Source organism: Pedobacter sp. 05L430 (assembly GCF_056397585.1).
Genome location: NZ_JBFTNT010000091.1, coordinates 1 through 14,328, shown reverse-complemented (window position 1 = coordinate 14,328; position 14,328 = coordinate 1). Strand labels below are relative to the sequence as shown.

Here is a 14,328-nt window from a genome sequence, read left to right as displayed (position 1 = left end):
GTACATCCTGTTCCTTAGAAAGTCTGGTAGTTGGAGAGAAGGAAATTCTTGCCCAGATCCGGAAGGCTTATGAAGCTTGCAGGGTTGCAGGATTTACAGGCGATTATATGCGGATGATCATGAACCGTGTGGTAAAAACAGCTAAAGAAGTTTACACACATACCAACATCTCCAAGAACCCCGTCTCCATTGTTTCTCTTGCCTATCGTAAACTTCGTGACCTAAAAATGTGTGGCAATGTAAAATTGCTCATCATCGGAGCAGGAGAAACCAACAAAAACATCGCTCAATATCTTAAAAAACATAAATACTCTAACTTTTCTGTATTCAACAGAACTTTAGAACATGCAGAAGCGCTGGCCAAAGATTTAAATGGCACTGCATATCCACTTTCAGAACTAGAAAATTACGATCAGGGATTTGATGTAATTATTACCTGTACCGGTGCTACAGAACCTATTATTACTGAAGCCATCTATAAGAAATTATTAAATGGTGATACTGGTAAAAAGGTAATTGTAGATCTTGCCATCCCTAACGACACTGCTCCTGAAGTAGTGAAAAACTTCCCGATACATTTCATAGAGGTAGAATCTTTAAAAGAAGTTGCCCGCAAAAATATACAAGAACGCTATGATGAACTGGTTAACGCAGAACACATCATCGAAGAGAACATCAAAGATTTTGAATTGGTATTACGCCAGCGTGAAATTGAGATAGCCATGAGTGGCGTTCCTCAGAAAATCAAGGAAATTAAGCATACTGCTATCAATGGTATCTTTGCCGAAGAGATCAATAACCTGGATGAAAACTCCAGATTGGTACTGGAACGCGTGATGGATTATATGGAAAAAAAATACATCAGCGTACCAATGGTAATGGCAAAAGAGATATTGGTAAAGAATAGCTAAATTTGCCAAAAAATTAGCATCAACGTGAAAAGACTTACTATCGGTACAAGAGGCAGCGACCTGGCTTTATGGCAAGCCAACTTCATTAAAGATAAACTTGCAGGAATTGGCGTTGAGGCAGATTTGAAAATCATCAAAACGCAGGGCGACAAGATTCTAAACTTAAGATTAGATAAACTGGAAGGCAAAGGGTTCTTTACTAAAGAGCTTGAAGAAGAACTTTTAGGTGGAACCATCGATATAGCAGTACACTCTCATAAAGATTTACCTACAGTACACCCCGCAGGATTAACAATTGCAGYGGTTACTGAACGCGAAGATCCGGCAGAGCTTCTTTTAATTTTAAAAGATTGTGTAGACATTACCCAAAAATTATCGCTTAAAACAGGTGCAATGGTGGGGACATCGTCTAACAGACGTAAAGCGCAGATATTGGCATTACGTCCTGATTTAAATATTGAAGATTTAAGAGGGAACGTACCGACCAGGATCCAAAAATTAAGAGATGAAGATTACGACGCGATTCTGCTGGCTAAAGCTGGCGTGAACCGTTTAAAAATTGACCTTTCGGAGTTCCATGTAGAAGTAGTTGATACTACAGAACTGGTTCCGGCTCCTGCACAAGGCGCTTTGGCTATTCAGATCAGAGAAAACGATACCGAACTATTTGAACTACTTCAAAAAATACACGATCCGGAAACTGCAGAGGAAATTGCAATTGAACGAAAAGTATTAAACCTGTTTGAAGGTGGCTGTCACATGCCACTAGGCTGTTACTGCAAAAAAGAAGATGGTTTATATGAGGTTTGGACTTCTAAAGCAGAAACCGAAGAAGATTTCCCTGATCGCTTATTTTATAGAGTAGAAAACCTTGATGGTTTAGCTGAAAAGATTGTGAGCAGATTTGCCGCGGATAGGAAATTCCCATCAAGAGTATTTATTTCAAGAGAAGTTGGGGAGCATAACTATTTTAGAAAAGCTTTAGCAAAACACAATATAGAAATTGACGCGAGATCACTGATCCGTACTTTCCCTATTGTAACGGTATTGGATCAATATCATTTCAGACATGTAGACTGGATCTTTTTTAGCAGCAGAAATGCGGTAGATTATTTCTTTAATCTAAAACCTGTACTGCCTAAGCACGTTAAATTTGGCGTTGCTGGCAGAGGTTCTGAAGATTCGTTAAGAAGAGCTGGTTATCTGGCTGATTACGAAGGAGAAGGTGGTGATATTGAGGAAGTAGCTGAACTTTTTGCTAAAGAAGTTACCGGAAAAACGGTATTGTTTCCACGAGCACAAGATTCTTTATTGACCATTCAAAAAGCTTTAACAGCAGATACAAAAGTAATAGACTTACCTATTTACGAGACTGTATTTGAAGATGATATAGATCAGACTTACGCTGATGTGCTGATTTTTACCAGCCCATCTAACGTTGATGCCTATTTTGTGGAGAACTTATTAGATCCCGGACAACAGATTATTGCTATTGGTAATTCAACAGCGAAAAAATTTGATGAGATGGGTATAAAATATACCTTACCTTACTCGCCGGATGAGATCGGATTGGCTGAGGCTGTGTTTGGAATAGAAATAAAATAAAGGAAGTTAAATAGAGGTTGATATGTTACACCGTCCACGTAGATTGAGGAAAAACCCTGTAGTTAGGGAAATGGTAGCCGAAACAAGGTTGTCGAAAGATATGTTCATTTATCCGTACTTTATTGTACCGGGTAAAAATGTTGTTCATGCTTTAGACGCAATGCCGGGAATCAACCATTACTCTGAAGACACATTGGTTAAAGATGTTGAAAAGGGACTTAAATTAGGTGTAAACAAAATCATGTTGTTTGGTGTAGGAGATGAAAAAAGTGAGGATGCCCATTCAGCATATCATGATCATTCTTTAGTACCTTCGGCAGTTCGTTTGCTTAAGAAAAACTTTGGCGACGATTTATACATAGTTACGGATGTTTGTGTTTGTTCTTATACTACACATGGACATTGCGGCATACTAGAAAATGACTATGTACAAAATGATGCAACCGTTGAAGTAATTGCCAAAATGGGACTTACCCATGCACAGGCAGGTGCTGATATGCTTGCCCCTTCAGATATGATGGATGGCAGGGTTGGTGCAATGCGAAGTGTACTTGATGGTGCAGGTTTTGTAAATACGGCAATCATGTCGCATGCTACAAAATTTGCTTCAGCATATTACGGGCCTTTTAGAGAGGCTGCTGATTGCGCGCCAAGTAAGGGAGATAGAAAAGCTTATCAAATGGATTTTAGAAATGGCAATGAAGCTTTAAGAGAAGCATTGCTTGATGAAAGTGAGGGGGCAGATGTATTAATGGTTAAGCCCGCTTTGGCTTACCTTGATGTAATGCATAACTTAAAACAGCACACAGATTTGCCAATAGCCTGCTATAATGTATCAGGAGAGTACTCTATGGTAAAAGCAGCTGCAGAAAAAGGCTGGATAGATGAACAAAAAGTAGTGATGGAGACCATGCATGCATTTGCACGCGCAGGGGCAAGCATTATAACAACTTACCATATAAGAGATATAGTAGAAAAGAATTGGATGTAATATGTTAGAATCTTTAAAAAAAATGTTTTCGGGAAATGAAGGTGATATGCCTGTAAATACAGGAGGTAAACCGGATATTTCCAGAGAGAAATCGGCAGAGCTGTACGAGAAGGCTAAAAACTATTTTCCTGGAGGCGTAAATTCTCCGGTTAGGGCTTTTAAATCGGTTTACGGAACACCATTGTTTATTCAAAAGGGCGATGGATGCTTTGTATGGGATGCTGATGGAAATCAATTTATAGATTTTTGCGGTAGCTGGGGTCCATTAATTCTTGGCCATAACAATGCTAAAGTTCGTGAAAAGGTTACAGAAGTAATGCAAAACGGGATGAGCTTTGGCGCACCTACTGCATTAGAAAACGAGCTTGCAGAACTGATTATTAAAAACAATAAACTTGTAGAAAAGATACGTTTTACCAGTTCTGGTACCGAGGCAGTAATGTCGGCCATCAGATTGGCGCGTGGCTATACAGGTCGTGATAAGATCATCAAATTTGAAGGCTGCTATCATGGACACAGCGATTCACTATTGGTAAAAGCAGGTTCAGGTCTGGTTACCTTTGGCGAAACTTCTTCTGCCGGCGTTCCAAAATCATTTGCTCAGGAAACCATCGTAATCCCTTTGAATGATACCGAAGCTTTGAAAAAAGCATTCGAACAATTTAAAGATGAAGTAGCCGCCGTCATTATTGAGGGAATTCCTGCTAACAACGGATTGCTGATGCAGGATGCAGAATATATTCAGTTTTTACAGCATATCTGTAAAGAGAACAAAGCACTCTTAATATTTGATGAAGTAATCACCGGATTCAGATTGGGATTCGAAGGTGCTGCAGGACATTATGGCATAAAGCCTGACATAGTTACCTATGGTAAAATTATCGGTGGTGGTTTGCCTGTAGGAATGTATGGCGCATCGGCCGAAATCATGTCTCATATTTCTCCTGATGGGGGTGTTTATCAGGCAGGAACCTTATCTGGAAATCCCGTAGCCATGGCTGCAGGTATTGCCCAGTTGACGGAGCTACTACGTTCTGGTTTTTATAAAGATTTAAACAATAAAGCTTCTGAGTTTGCCGAGAGCATACAGCGTTTTGCAACTGCAAGAAACTACAAATTAAAAGTATTCCATGTAGGGTCTATTTTCTGGCTGGCTTTTACGGACAAAGATAAAATTCAATGTGCCGAGGATATTGATCCGGCAAGCATGGAGAAATTTAAAGTAATGCACAGAGAGTTGTTAAACAGGGGTATTTACCTTGGCCCGTCGGGCTATGAGGTAGGTTTTGTTTCTGCTGCGCATACTAAAATAGAGCTTGAAAAAGCAAAGAGAGCTATATTTGATAGCCTTGATGTTGTTTTCAGGAATAAGTAAATTTTGGGTATATTTATAATATAAACTACTAACTGTCTTGAAGAAATCAATCGTTATATTTTATTTCCTGCTGTTGTACTCTTTAGTGCAATTAATTTCCTGGGGCACGCTTGTAGTTAAATTACAACCGTCCAGGATGGCTATGGTAATGGGCGAGGGATCTGTATTTCTGTTCTTATTGTGTATTGGAGCGTATTTTTTGCATCAATCTATTAAAAAAGAAGACAGGCTAAGAGAGCAGCAGCAGAACTTTTTACTCTCGGTAACACATGAGTTAAAATCGCCTTTGGCGGCTATAAAATTATCTATACAAACCATCGTTAAACGTGACCTGGATAAAGCGAGACAAACTTCTTTACTGAATAATTCATTAAAGGATATTGAACGTTTAGATGATTTGGTTGAAAACATGTTGTTGGCTACCAAGATCGAAAACAGGTCTTATTCGTTCCCTAAAGAAGAATTTGATCTTTCGGAAATGGTTTCAAGAATCACTGATAGGTTGCAGATCCATTCGTGTGGTTGTGAACAGCTGATAAATCCAAAAATACAGCCCGGGGTTAAGGTAGTGGGCGATCAGTTTGCGCTGTCGTCTGTGGTAACTAACCTGGTTGAAAATGCAGTTAAATATTCTGGACCTTGTGCAGAGGTTGGTGTGGAATTGACAAATAAAGATGGGCATCCTTTTTTAAGGGTAACTGACAAAGGGCCAGGTATCCCTGACGCTGAAAAGATGCTTATTTTTGATAAATTCTATCGTGTAGGTGACGAAAATGTCAGAAAATCAAAAGGAACAGGTTTAGGCCTGTTTATTGTTAAAGAAGTTCTACAAAGCCATGACGCTGATATCAGCGTTAAAGATAACGCACCACAGGGTGCAATTTTTGAAATAACATTTAGTTGATTATGCCACAGAAATTAAGAATATTACTGGTTGAGGATGAAGACCACTTATTAGATGCAATAAAATTAAACCTTGAACTTGAAGGTTATAAAGTTCATGCGGTAAAAGACGGTAAAACTGCTTTAAAGGTTTTTAAAGAAGAGCGTTTTAACCTGATTATTTTAGACGTGATGCTTCCTGAAATGGATGGTTTCCAGGTTTGTGAAACAATTCGTTTGGAAAACACTGAAGTTCCTATCCTTTTCCTAACGGCCAAAAATACAAGCGAAGACCGTGTTATGGGTCTGAAAAAAGGTGCTGACGATTATTTGGTTAAACCATTTAATTTGGAAGAGCTGATCTTAAGAGTAGGTATTTTGGTTAAACGCAGCATGAAAGCTGATGATCTGAAAGAACTTAACTCTTATAAAATAGGAGATAAGACCATCTATTTTAACTCTTTTGAATTAAAACAGGATGATGGCCTTATTGTTCCTTTAACAAAAAAAGAAACCATGCTGTTAAAATTACTGATTGAGCGTAAAAACGAAGCAGTATCGCGTGAGCAGATTTTAGAAACAGTTTGGAATTACGATGTTTATCCATCAACACGTACTATCGATAACTTTATATTAACCTTCCGTAAGTATTTTGAGCCAGATCAGAAAAACCCGGTTTATTTTCACTCTATCAGAGGGGTAGGTTATAAATTTACTGATATTCATTAATGTACAATACCAAAGGCAGGTATGCACTGATGGCAATTTTTATGATTGCCGCTTTAGCATGCCTTTTTTATGATCAGTATCAGCTTGCCGCATTGGCAGGCCTTTTCTTTGCCTTTGTACTTTGGAGTCATTTTAAACACAGTTCTGTGCTTCTTGCCTCCAAATATTTTAAGAATGGCGAATATGAAAAAGCAGAACGCATATTGGCTGAAGTGCCAAATCCGGATAGACTTGCAAGAAACCGAAGGGGGTATTACGAGTTTATGCGTGCTAATATTGCCCTGAAGAAAGAAGAATATGATGTTGCAGAACATCATTTTCAGATCGCAAGTCGTTTCCCGTTGGGTGGAAAAAATGATAAAGCTTTTGTATTGATCCATCTTGCCAATCTTGCGCTTAGAAAGAAAGATGGTGAGCGGAGCAGGGCCTATATCGCGAAAGCAAAAGAATTGGCCAGTACCCCAAAAGCAAAAGATATAATTAACAAGATTGAGATAGAAGCGAACAACTTATAAACAAAATAGATTTACATGAACACGTTATTTTTAGATGCAGCATTTTCAAAGCAAACAGAACGCCCACCAGTTTGGATGATGCGTCAGGCTGGCCGTTTTATGCCTGAATACTGGGAGATCAAAAATAAGTACTCCTTCCTTGAAATGTGCAAAACACCTGAAATTGCTGCTGATGTAACTATGTTACCGGTTAATTTACTGGGTATCGATGCTGCTATTTTATTCTCGGATATTTTGGTAACAGGCGAGGCAATGGGCGGAGATTTAAGCTTTACCCAGGGTGTTGGACCAAAGTTTGCCAACCCAGTACGTACATTAAAAGATGTAGATGCACTTGAGGTTGATGTTTTAGACCGTTTGCAATACGTAGCAGATGCTATTAAAGTTATACAACAACGTTTAAACGGAAGCATTCCTTTAATTGGTTTTGCCGGTGCTCCTTTTACTGTTATGAGCTACCTTGTTGAGGGTGGTTCATCAAAAGATTTTAAAACAACCAAGCTATTGATTCACAATCAACCAGAGGTTGCACACAAACTATTGGCTAAAATAGCAAAAGTTACTGCCGATTATTTGAACCTTCAAATTGCTGCAGGTGTGAATGCCATCCAGATTTTTGATAGCTGGGCACAGGCGTTGTCCTGGAACGATTACCAGGAATTCTCTCATCGTTATATTCAGGAGATCATTGCGAACTTAAACAGAAAAGACATTCCCGTAATTTCATTTTGTAAAGGAAGTTCTGTATTTGCGCCTATTATGGCTGAGGCCAAACCAGATGTAGTTTCGGTAGACTGGAACGCGGATTTGTTAAATATCAAAAAAAGTTTGCCAGCTGGTATTGCAGTTCAGGGTAACCTGGATCCGCATATACTGTATGCAGATAAACCCGTTATTAAGAGAGAGATTCTTCGCTTGTTTGAGCGTATGCGTGGAGAGAATGGATTTATCTTTAATCTTGGCCACGGTATTATGCCTGATATTCCGTTCGACAACGTAAAATATGCGATTGAAGTAATCAAAGACTTTAAATACTAATCTAAAAATGGAGAAGTACTATTATTACATTCTGTCTGTTCACATCATCTTTGTTGTAAGCTGGATGGCAGGATTGTTTTATAGTGTTCGTCTGTTTATTTATCATACTGAAGCCGAAGACAGGCCCGAAATCGAGCGTAATATCCTGCAAAAGGAATACGAAAGGATAGAAGCCAAACTTTGGAATATCATTACTACACCTGCAATGGTACTCACTGTACTTGCAGGTGCAGGAATGGTTTGCATACACCCCGGTTTATTGCAAACGCCCTGGTTTCATGTAAAACTTGGCTTTGTAGCAGCCCTGCTGGTTTATCATTTTATTTGCCAGAATATAATGAAGCAGCTGAAACAAGGTACATGCAAAATAAGCTCGTTTAACCTTAGGTTGTGGAACGAGGTAGCAACAATCCTACTTGTAGCTATTGTGTTTACAGTCGTGCTAAAAAGCGCCGTGAACTGGATTTATGGCCTCGTTGGGCTCGTCATATTTTCAGTAGTAATTATGCTTGCCGTAAAATGGTACAAACATTACCGCAAAAAGCACGATTGCTAACCCCCTTTAATTTTTTTTATTACTGCGTGCAACCTTTTCTATAGTTGCTTCATCTACTATATACCAAACACACAAATGAAATTGACGCAATATAGTATAAATGAATTATTAGAAGGATGCAAAGCAGGCAACCGGAAGATGCAGGAGGCCCTGTACAGGCAAACTGCGCCCAAGATGCTTGTAGTTTGTATGCGTTATGCAAAAGATAAGATGGAGGCAGAAGACGTATTGCAAATGGGTTATATTAAAATTTTTCAGAAAATAAATGAATACCGGGGAGATGGGGCTTTTGAAGGATGGATTAGAAAAGKTATGGTAAATACAGCAATTGAAAGTTACCGTAAAAATTTAAGGACTATGAATGTTGTTCCAATTGAGGATGCTTATGATCAGCCATCAACAGGCTTTGATTTTAGCCGATTGGGAATGCAGGATTTATTAAAAGTGATTCAAAAGTTAGCCGATGGCTATAGAGTGGTGTTTAACATGTACATCATAGAAGGATATTCTCATAAAGAAATTGCTGAAACATTGGGCATTTCTGAAGGAGCAAGCAAATCGCAATTGTCTAGAGCAAGGGCGATATTAAAAGAAGAAATTATAAAAATGGAGGGCATAAATTATGCAACACATGCAGGATAAAGCGTTTGATCAGTTGTTGAGAGATAAGTTTGAGGAGGCGGAAATGCAACCTTCAGCAGACCTGTGGAACGGTATTTCGGAGCAACTGTCGCCCAAACCTAAACGTAGTTTACCGGTTTACTGGATGGCAGCAGCAGTTGCTGTAATTGCGGTAACTATAGGTTTATTGATGCCGATGCAAAAAACAGAAAAGATCAGGTTGCAGGCACCCGAGGTGGCAAGCAACGATGTTTCTCCGGTTCCGGCAGTTACTGTTGTTAAAACTCCGGTACAAGTAAGCAATGTTAGCTCAGCGGTTACAGACAAGGTTGAAAGTACTCCGCTAATTATTGCACCACGCATAAAATTAAGCAACAGAGAAAAAGAATTGGCCGCTTTGCAACCAAAAGCAACAAGCGATCGTCCTGTTATTAAGCAACCGGAAGTTGTTAGCACGTTAGCTAAAGTTGAACCAAAAGAAGAAGCTCCCAAAGAAGAAGTGATGATCGCAAAAGCAGACCCTTCAGAATATACAGACGCTGCTCTTGAGCCTGAACATCAAGAGAATAAGGGGATTAGGAATGTAGGAGATCTGGTGAATTTTGTAGTTAACAAAGTAGATAAGAGAGAAAAGAAATTTATACAGTTTGATACCAATGACGATAATTCATCTTTAGTGTCCATTAACATAGGTTTCATAAAGTTTAATAAAAAGTCAGATAAATAGAATTAGGAAACACACAAACCAATACATACAATGAAACGTCTATTATTAACAGCACTTATCGTAAGCGGACTTACCGGTGCTATAGCTCAAACTGCCAGTGCACAACAAGATACTACCGTAACCAAAGAACGTAAAATGAAAAAGTTCGATATGGACCTTGGCGTTGGTATCACCATCGGCAAAAAGGACTCTACTGGGAAAACCAATATGTCTAAGGGCCGCTTTATTGGCGGAATAACCATAACCAGAGTGGACCTTGGGTTTTCAAGATTAATAGATAATGGAAGCTTTACCTTATCTCCTGAAAATGACTTCCTGGATTACAGAGGTGGTAAAACAAGTACATTCTCTTTCGATATCATCCAGTTTGGCTATCGTTTCAATTCAAACTTTAAGATCTATCTGGCAGGTGGTTTCGACTGGACGCACATCAGGTTGAACAAAGATATCACCATGCAGAAAAATGCAAGTGAGCTTACTTATGTTCAGGAAGATATTCATTTCTCTAAAAATCGTTTCTCTAGCAGCTATGTACACATTCCTTTCAATTTTGAATTACGCACTAAAGAAAACGATCATGGCAACCGATTTTACTTTGTATTCGGGCCAGAAGTCGGGTTCCTTTTAAATGGAAAAGTAAAACAAATCAGTAACGAAAGAGGAAAAGTAAAAGTTAGTGATGATTACAACTTTCAATCCTTCCGTTATGGCGGTACAGTTAGGTTAGGTTATGGCGCTTTCGGTGTATTTGCTAAATACTCTGCTAGTGACATGTTTGCAAGCGCAGCTCAAAAGGGATTAAAAAATATGGCATTCGGCGTTACGCTTGGCTTAAATTAAAACACACAACACACACAAATAAAACCAATCCCGCGGTATATACTGCGGGATTTTTTTGTTTACTGACCAACACTTTTATATTATCTTTGAATTGTGGAAGAACAGATCATTAGCGTAAAAAACCTGACCAAGCAATATCAGACTGAACAGGCTTCTGGAGTTAAAAATATTAGCTTTGATATTAAAAAGGGAAATATTGTAGCCATTATTGGAGAAAGCGGTAGCGGGAAATCGACATTGCTGAAATGTATCTATGGCTTACTAAAGGTAGATAGTGGTGAAGTGCTTTTTGAAGGGAAAAGAATCCTCGGCCCCGATGAGCAACTGATACCAGGTCACAAGCAAATGAAAATGGTTACCCAGGATTTCTCCCTTAATATCTACGCCAAGGTGTATGATAATATTGCTTCCATGCTGTCGAACACAAACGTGCAATCCAAGCACGATAAAACGATGGCCATGATGGCGCATTTGCACATCATGCATCTTAAAGAAAAGAAAATTACTGAACTGAGTGGGGGAGAGCAGCAACGTGTTGCAATAGCGAAAGCATTGGTAAGCGATACCTCAGTTTTATTGCTGGATGAACCATTCAGTCAGGTAGACGCATTATTGAAAAACCAGTTGCGTGCTGATATCAAACGAATTGCTGCTGATACGGGAGTTACCGTTATCATGGTTTCTCATGATCCTGCCGACGGTTTGTTTTTGTCAGATGAACTATTGATTCTGAAAGAGGGTCAGCTTTTACAAACAGGAAAACCGTCACACATCTATCATCATCCGGATCACATATATACTGCCCAAATATTGGGTAATGCCGTAGTTTTAAATGCAGATGATGCCTTGAAACTTGGGATTGATGCAACAAAAGAACACGTAGTTTTTTATCCGGAATGGGTTGAGCTAAAAAGCTCATGGAACAGCAGGCGCTTTGAGGTGAAGGATGTTTATTATAAAGGTTTCTATGAAGAGCTGCTTTTGGAGAGAAACGGAGTTAAAATACGAGCAATTCAATTGAATAGGGGAGAACATAAAAAAAATGACCATGTTCAAGCGAACATTGGTCATTTTTTAGAATTCGGCATCTAGAACCCTATAATTTTGTTTCTTTCCTTGTTGTTAATTTTTCTAATTTTATGAAGTTTAGATAATAACTTATAAATTTTTATATGAAGTTAATTAGCGGCCTATTGTTTCTTGCTTTTATTCTTCTTATAAACTCAGTAAGTGCTCAAACTTCACCATTATGTGTAAACGGCGTTGTTAATTTAAAATCCTACCGTCCGGAAAAGGATCCTCCGATAAAATTATCAGGTGAGTGGCTTTTTGCCTGGAAGAAGCTTGCGAGTGAGGCGGAATTGAAAACTGCAGAAAAATACACAACAGTTCCGGGAAATTGGACACCATTTAATTCCGATGCAAATTTTTTTAACAAGAGTTTTGGTTACGCAACTTATGGCCTTACCATATTGCTACCAAAAGCTGGTGAAAACTGGGCACTTTTGCTACCCCCATTACCCTCAGCATATAAGCTGTTTGTAGATGGAAAACTTGTAGCAACGATGGGGGAAGTGGACACCAGTTCCAATATGATTCCCAAAAGCGTTTCAAAACTTGTGTATTTTACTGCAAAATCAGATAAAGTCTTTTTGCTGCTTCAGTTATCCAATTACCATTTTTCATCTGGCGGAATGTGGTCGTCAATAACTATCGGCAGCCCAGAGAAGATAACAGAGATCAGTGATAAATCTTTTATTGCAGATGCATTTTTGGTGGGAAGTTTACTTATTATGGGGATTTACCATCTTGCTATATTTGCAATGCGCCGAAAAGAAAAGGCTGCACTTTTTTTTGCCATATTATGCCTGGCACTAGCATTGAGAGCCTGCTTTTCGATGACACCACTCCTGTTTTATTTTTTACCAGGATTTAGCTATTCACTCGGGCTCAAGATTTTGTATACTCTTTTTCCGGTCTGTTTATTGGGCTTTGTTTACTTTTTAACCTCTACAGAACTTGTACGCTTCCCACTCTTTATGAAACGCATATTCCTGATTATTGGATTAGCATATACCTGTTTGGTATGGCTTAGCCCAAACCAAGTATATGGAAATCTGTTAATCGTTGTGATTATCATGGCGGCGTGGATGGGTTGCTTTACAGTTTACTTTCTTACCAAACACCTACGAGATCATCCTCTGAATAATACCCTGCTATTAATTGGCATTTTAGCCTGTTTTATCGGCCTGCTTAATGATTCTTTATATGAGGCTAAGCTCATTAATACCGGCTTCCTGCTACCATTTGCTTTTTTGGTTTTGCTTTTACTCCAGGCAATCGTTCTTGCACTTCGTTTTACAGGGGCACTTACCCACTCAGAGCGCTTGGCTACAGAACTTGCTAAATCCAATATCGCTTATGAACAAATGGTACTTGGTCGTCGTGAAGCAGAGGAACGGATTGAAATTGAATCCTTAAAGTCAAAGTTTTTTTCCAACATTACCCATGAATTTAAGACCCCATTATCACTTATAACCGCTCCTACTGAATATCTCCTCAGACTTAGTACCAATGGCAAAGAGAAGAATTTATTGAACACTGTTTACAGAAATGCAAGCCATTTACTTAGGCTTATTAACCAAATGATGGATCTATCCAAATCTCAGGCCGGTAAACTGACCAAAACGGAAATGGTAGGTAATATCAAAGAGCTTAGCCATGAGATATTATTTTCATTTCAGCCACTTGCCGACGGTAAACATATCACGCTGAAATTTATTGAAGAGGATATACCGGACAGTTATTGCTTGTTTGATGGAGATAAGCTCGAGAAAATACTGAATAACCTTTTGTCAAATGCAATTAAATTTACTCAGGAGGGGGGCATTGTAACGTTAAAAATAAGTTTTAAGCAATTTGATCATAAGAACTACTTTCAATTGAATCTGTCAGATAACGGCATAGGTATGTCTGATGAAACATTAGTTGATTTATTTAAACCTTTTTATCAAGCATCAGGTACTTCCTTCCTCAATCCAAATGGAACCGGACTTGGATTAGCCTATACTAAAGAGTTGGTTACCTTACTCAACGGTACGATTGAAGTCGAAAGTAAACAGACAATTGGTTCTTCATTTACAGTTACACTTCCGGTTCAATTGATTGAAGAGGTAGAGTTGTCAAACGTATCAGGTAATACAGAAGCAGATACTTTACCAACAACTTCTGAAGATGACCTGTCAACTAACCTTCCCACAATATTGGTTATCGATGATCATTCTGGCCTTGCAGAATATATTGCAAATTTTTTTAGGGAGTATTATGAGGTAAATACCTGTAATAATGGTGAACAGGCCTGGAACATCATTCAGCAGGATTTGCCGGATATAGTGATATCAGATATTATGTTACCGGGAAAAGATGGTTATGAAATAGCAGGGCTAATACGTAATTCCGCATTGACAAGTCATATCGGAATTATCTTACTTTCGGCAAAATCAACTATAGATAGCAGGTTGAAAGGTCTGGACATGGG

14 protein-coding genes are annotated in these 14,328 nt (G+C 38.8%); all 14 read left to right on the top strand.

Features of this window, described 5'->3' with window-relative positions:
* A partial coding sequence (locus tag AC1DG9_RS13940) for a glutamyl-tRNA reductase (RefSeq protein ID WP_477634763.1) occupies positions 1–911 on the top strand: 911 nt, incomplete at its 5' end.
* A gap of 24 nt (positions 912–935) precedes the next feature.
* Entirely contained in the window at positions 936–2,516 is a 1,581-nt protein-coding gene (hemC, locus tag AC1DG9_RS13935) for a hydroxymethylbilane synthase (RefSeq protein WP_477634762.1), read from the top strand.
* 22 nt (positions 2,517–2,538) lie between these two features.
* Positions 2,539–3,507, top strand: a complete 969-nt coding sequence (gene hemB / locus AC1DG9_RS13930; RefSeq protein ID WP_288879633.1) for a porphobilinogen synthase — start codon at positions 2,539–2,541, stop codon at positions 3,505–3,507.
* Position 3,508: 1 nt separating this feature from the next.
* The gene (gene hemL / locus AC1DG9_RS13925; protein WP_172660973.1) at positions 3,509–4,882 is read left to right on the top strand and encodes a glutamate-1-semialdehyde 2,1-aminomutase; all 1,374 of its coding nucleotides are present in this window, start codon (positions 3,509–3,511) and stop codon (positions 4,880–4,882) included.
* 37 nt (positions 4,883–4,919) lie between these two features.
* On the top strand, positions 4,920–5,786 hold the full coding sequence (locus AC1DG9_RS13920) for a sensor histidine kinase (protein ID WP_048903900.1): 867 nt from the start codon (positions 4,920–4,922) through the stop codon (positions 5,784–5,786).
* A 2-nt stretch (positions 5,787–5,788) separates the two neighbouring features.
* The gene (locus AC1DG9_RS13915) at positions 5,789–6,493 is read left to right on the top strand and encodes a response regulator transcription factor (protein ID WP_048903901.1); all 705 of its coding nucleotides are present in this window, start codon (positions 5,789–5,791) and stop codon (positions 6,491–6,493) included.
* The gene (locus AC1DG9_RS13910; RefSeq protein ID WP_172660972.1) at positions 6,493–7,008 is read left to right on the top strand and encodes a hypothetical protein; all 516 of its coding nucleotides are present in this window, start codon (positions 6,493–6,495) and stop codon (positions 7,006–7,008) included. Before AC1DG9_RS13915 ends, AC1DG9_RS13910 begins: the two co-directional genes overlap by 1 nt.
* A gap of 15 nt (positions 7,009–7,023) precedes the next feature.
* Complete coding sequence (hemE, locus tag AC1DG9_RS13905; protein WP_048903903.1) at positions 7,024–8,046, top strand: uroporphyrinogen decarboxylase; 1,023 nt, start codon at positions 7,024–7,026, stop codon at positions 8,044–8,046.
* 7 nt (positions 8,047–8,053) lie between these two features.
* Positions 8,054–8,602: a protoporphyrinogen oxidase HemJ gene (gene hemJ / locus AC1DG9_RS13900; RefSeq protein ID WP_172660970.1), complete on the top strand. Its 549-nt coding sequence runs from the start codon at positions 8,054–8,056 to the stop codon at positions 8,600–8,602.
* Positions 8,603–8,677: 75 nt separating this feature from the next.
* Positions 8,678–9,244, top strand: coding sequence for an RNA polymerase sigma factor (locus tag AC1DG9_RS13895; protein ID WP_477634761.1), 567 nt, complete (start codon positions 8,678–8,680; stop codon positions 9,242–9,244).
* Entirely contained in the window at positions 9,234–9,950 is a 717-nt protein-coding gene (locus tag AC1DG9_RS13890) for a hypothetical protein (protein ID WP_288879635.1), read from the top strand. Before AC1DG9_RS13895 ends, AC1DG9_RS13890 begins: the two co-directional genes overlap by 11 nt.
* A gap of 30 nt (positions 9,951–9,980) precedes the next feature.
* Positions 9,981–10,790, top strand: a complete 810-nt coding sequence (locus tag AC1DG9_RS13885) for an outer membrane beta-barrel protein (RefSeq protein WP_172660968.1) — start codon at positions 9,981–9,983, stop codon at positions 10,788–10,790.
* 93 nt (positions 10,791–10,883) lie between these two features.
* Positions 10,884–11,882 carry an ABC transporter ATP-binding protein gene (locus tag AC1DG9_RS13880; protein WP_288879637.1) on the top strand — a complete coding sequence of 333 codons (999 nt, stop codon included), beginning with the start codon at positions 10,884–10,886 and terminating at the stop codon, positions 11,880–11,882.
* A gap of 80 nt (positions 11,883–11,962) precedes the next feature.
* Positions 11,963–14,328 (top strand): ATP-binding protein (locus AC1DG9_RS13875; protein ID WP_477634760.1); only part of this gene is annotated, 2,366 nt, incomplete at its 3' end.

Bases quoted from the DNA above. Each gene is read 5' to 3' on its own strand.
- hemB (WP_288879633.1), top strand. From the start codon at position 2,539: ATGTTACACCGTCCACGTAGATTGAGGAAAAACCCTGTAGTTAGGGAA.
- hemL (WP_172660973.1), top strand. From the start codon at position 3,509: ATGTTAGAATCTTTAAAAAAAATGTTTTCGGGAAATGAAGGTGATATG.
- AC1DG9_RS13915 (WP_048903901.1), top strand. From the start codon at position 5,789: ATGCCACAGAAATTAAGAATATTACTGGTTGAGGATGAAGACCACTTA.
- AC1DG9_RS13910 (WP_172660972.1), top strand. From the start codon at position 6,493: ATGTACAATACCAAAGGCAGGTATGCACTGATGGCAATTTTTATGATT.
- hemE (WP_048903903.1), top strand. From the start codon at position 7,024: ATGAACACGTTATTTTTAGATGCAGCATTTTCAAAGCAAACAGAACGC.
- hemJ (WP_172660970.1), top strand. From the start codon at position 8,054: ATGGAGAAGTACTATTATTACATTCTGTCTGTTCACATCATCTTTGTT.
- AC1DG9_RS13890 (WP_288879635.1), top strand. From the start codon at position 9,234: ATGCAGGATAAAGCGTTTGATCAGTTGTTGAGAGATAAGTTTGAGGAG.
- AC1DG9_RS13885 (WP_172660968.1), top strand. From the start codon at position 9,981: ATGAAACGTCTATTATTAACAGCACTTATCGTAAGCGGACTTACCGGT.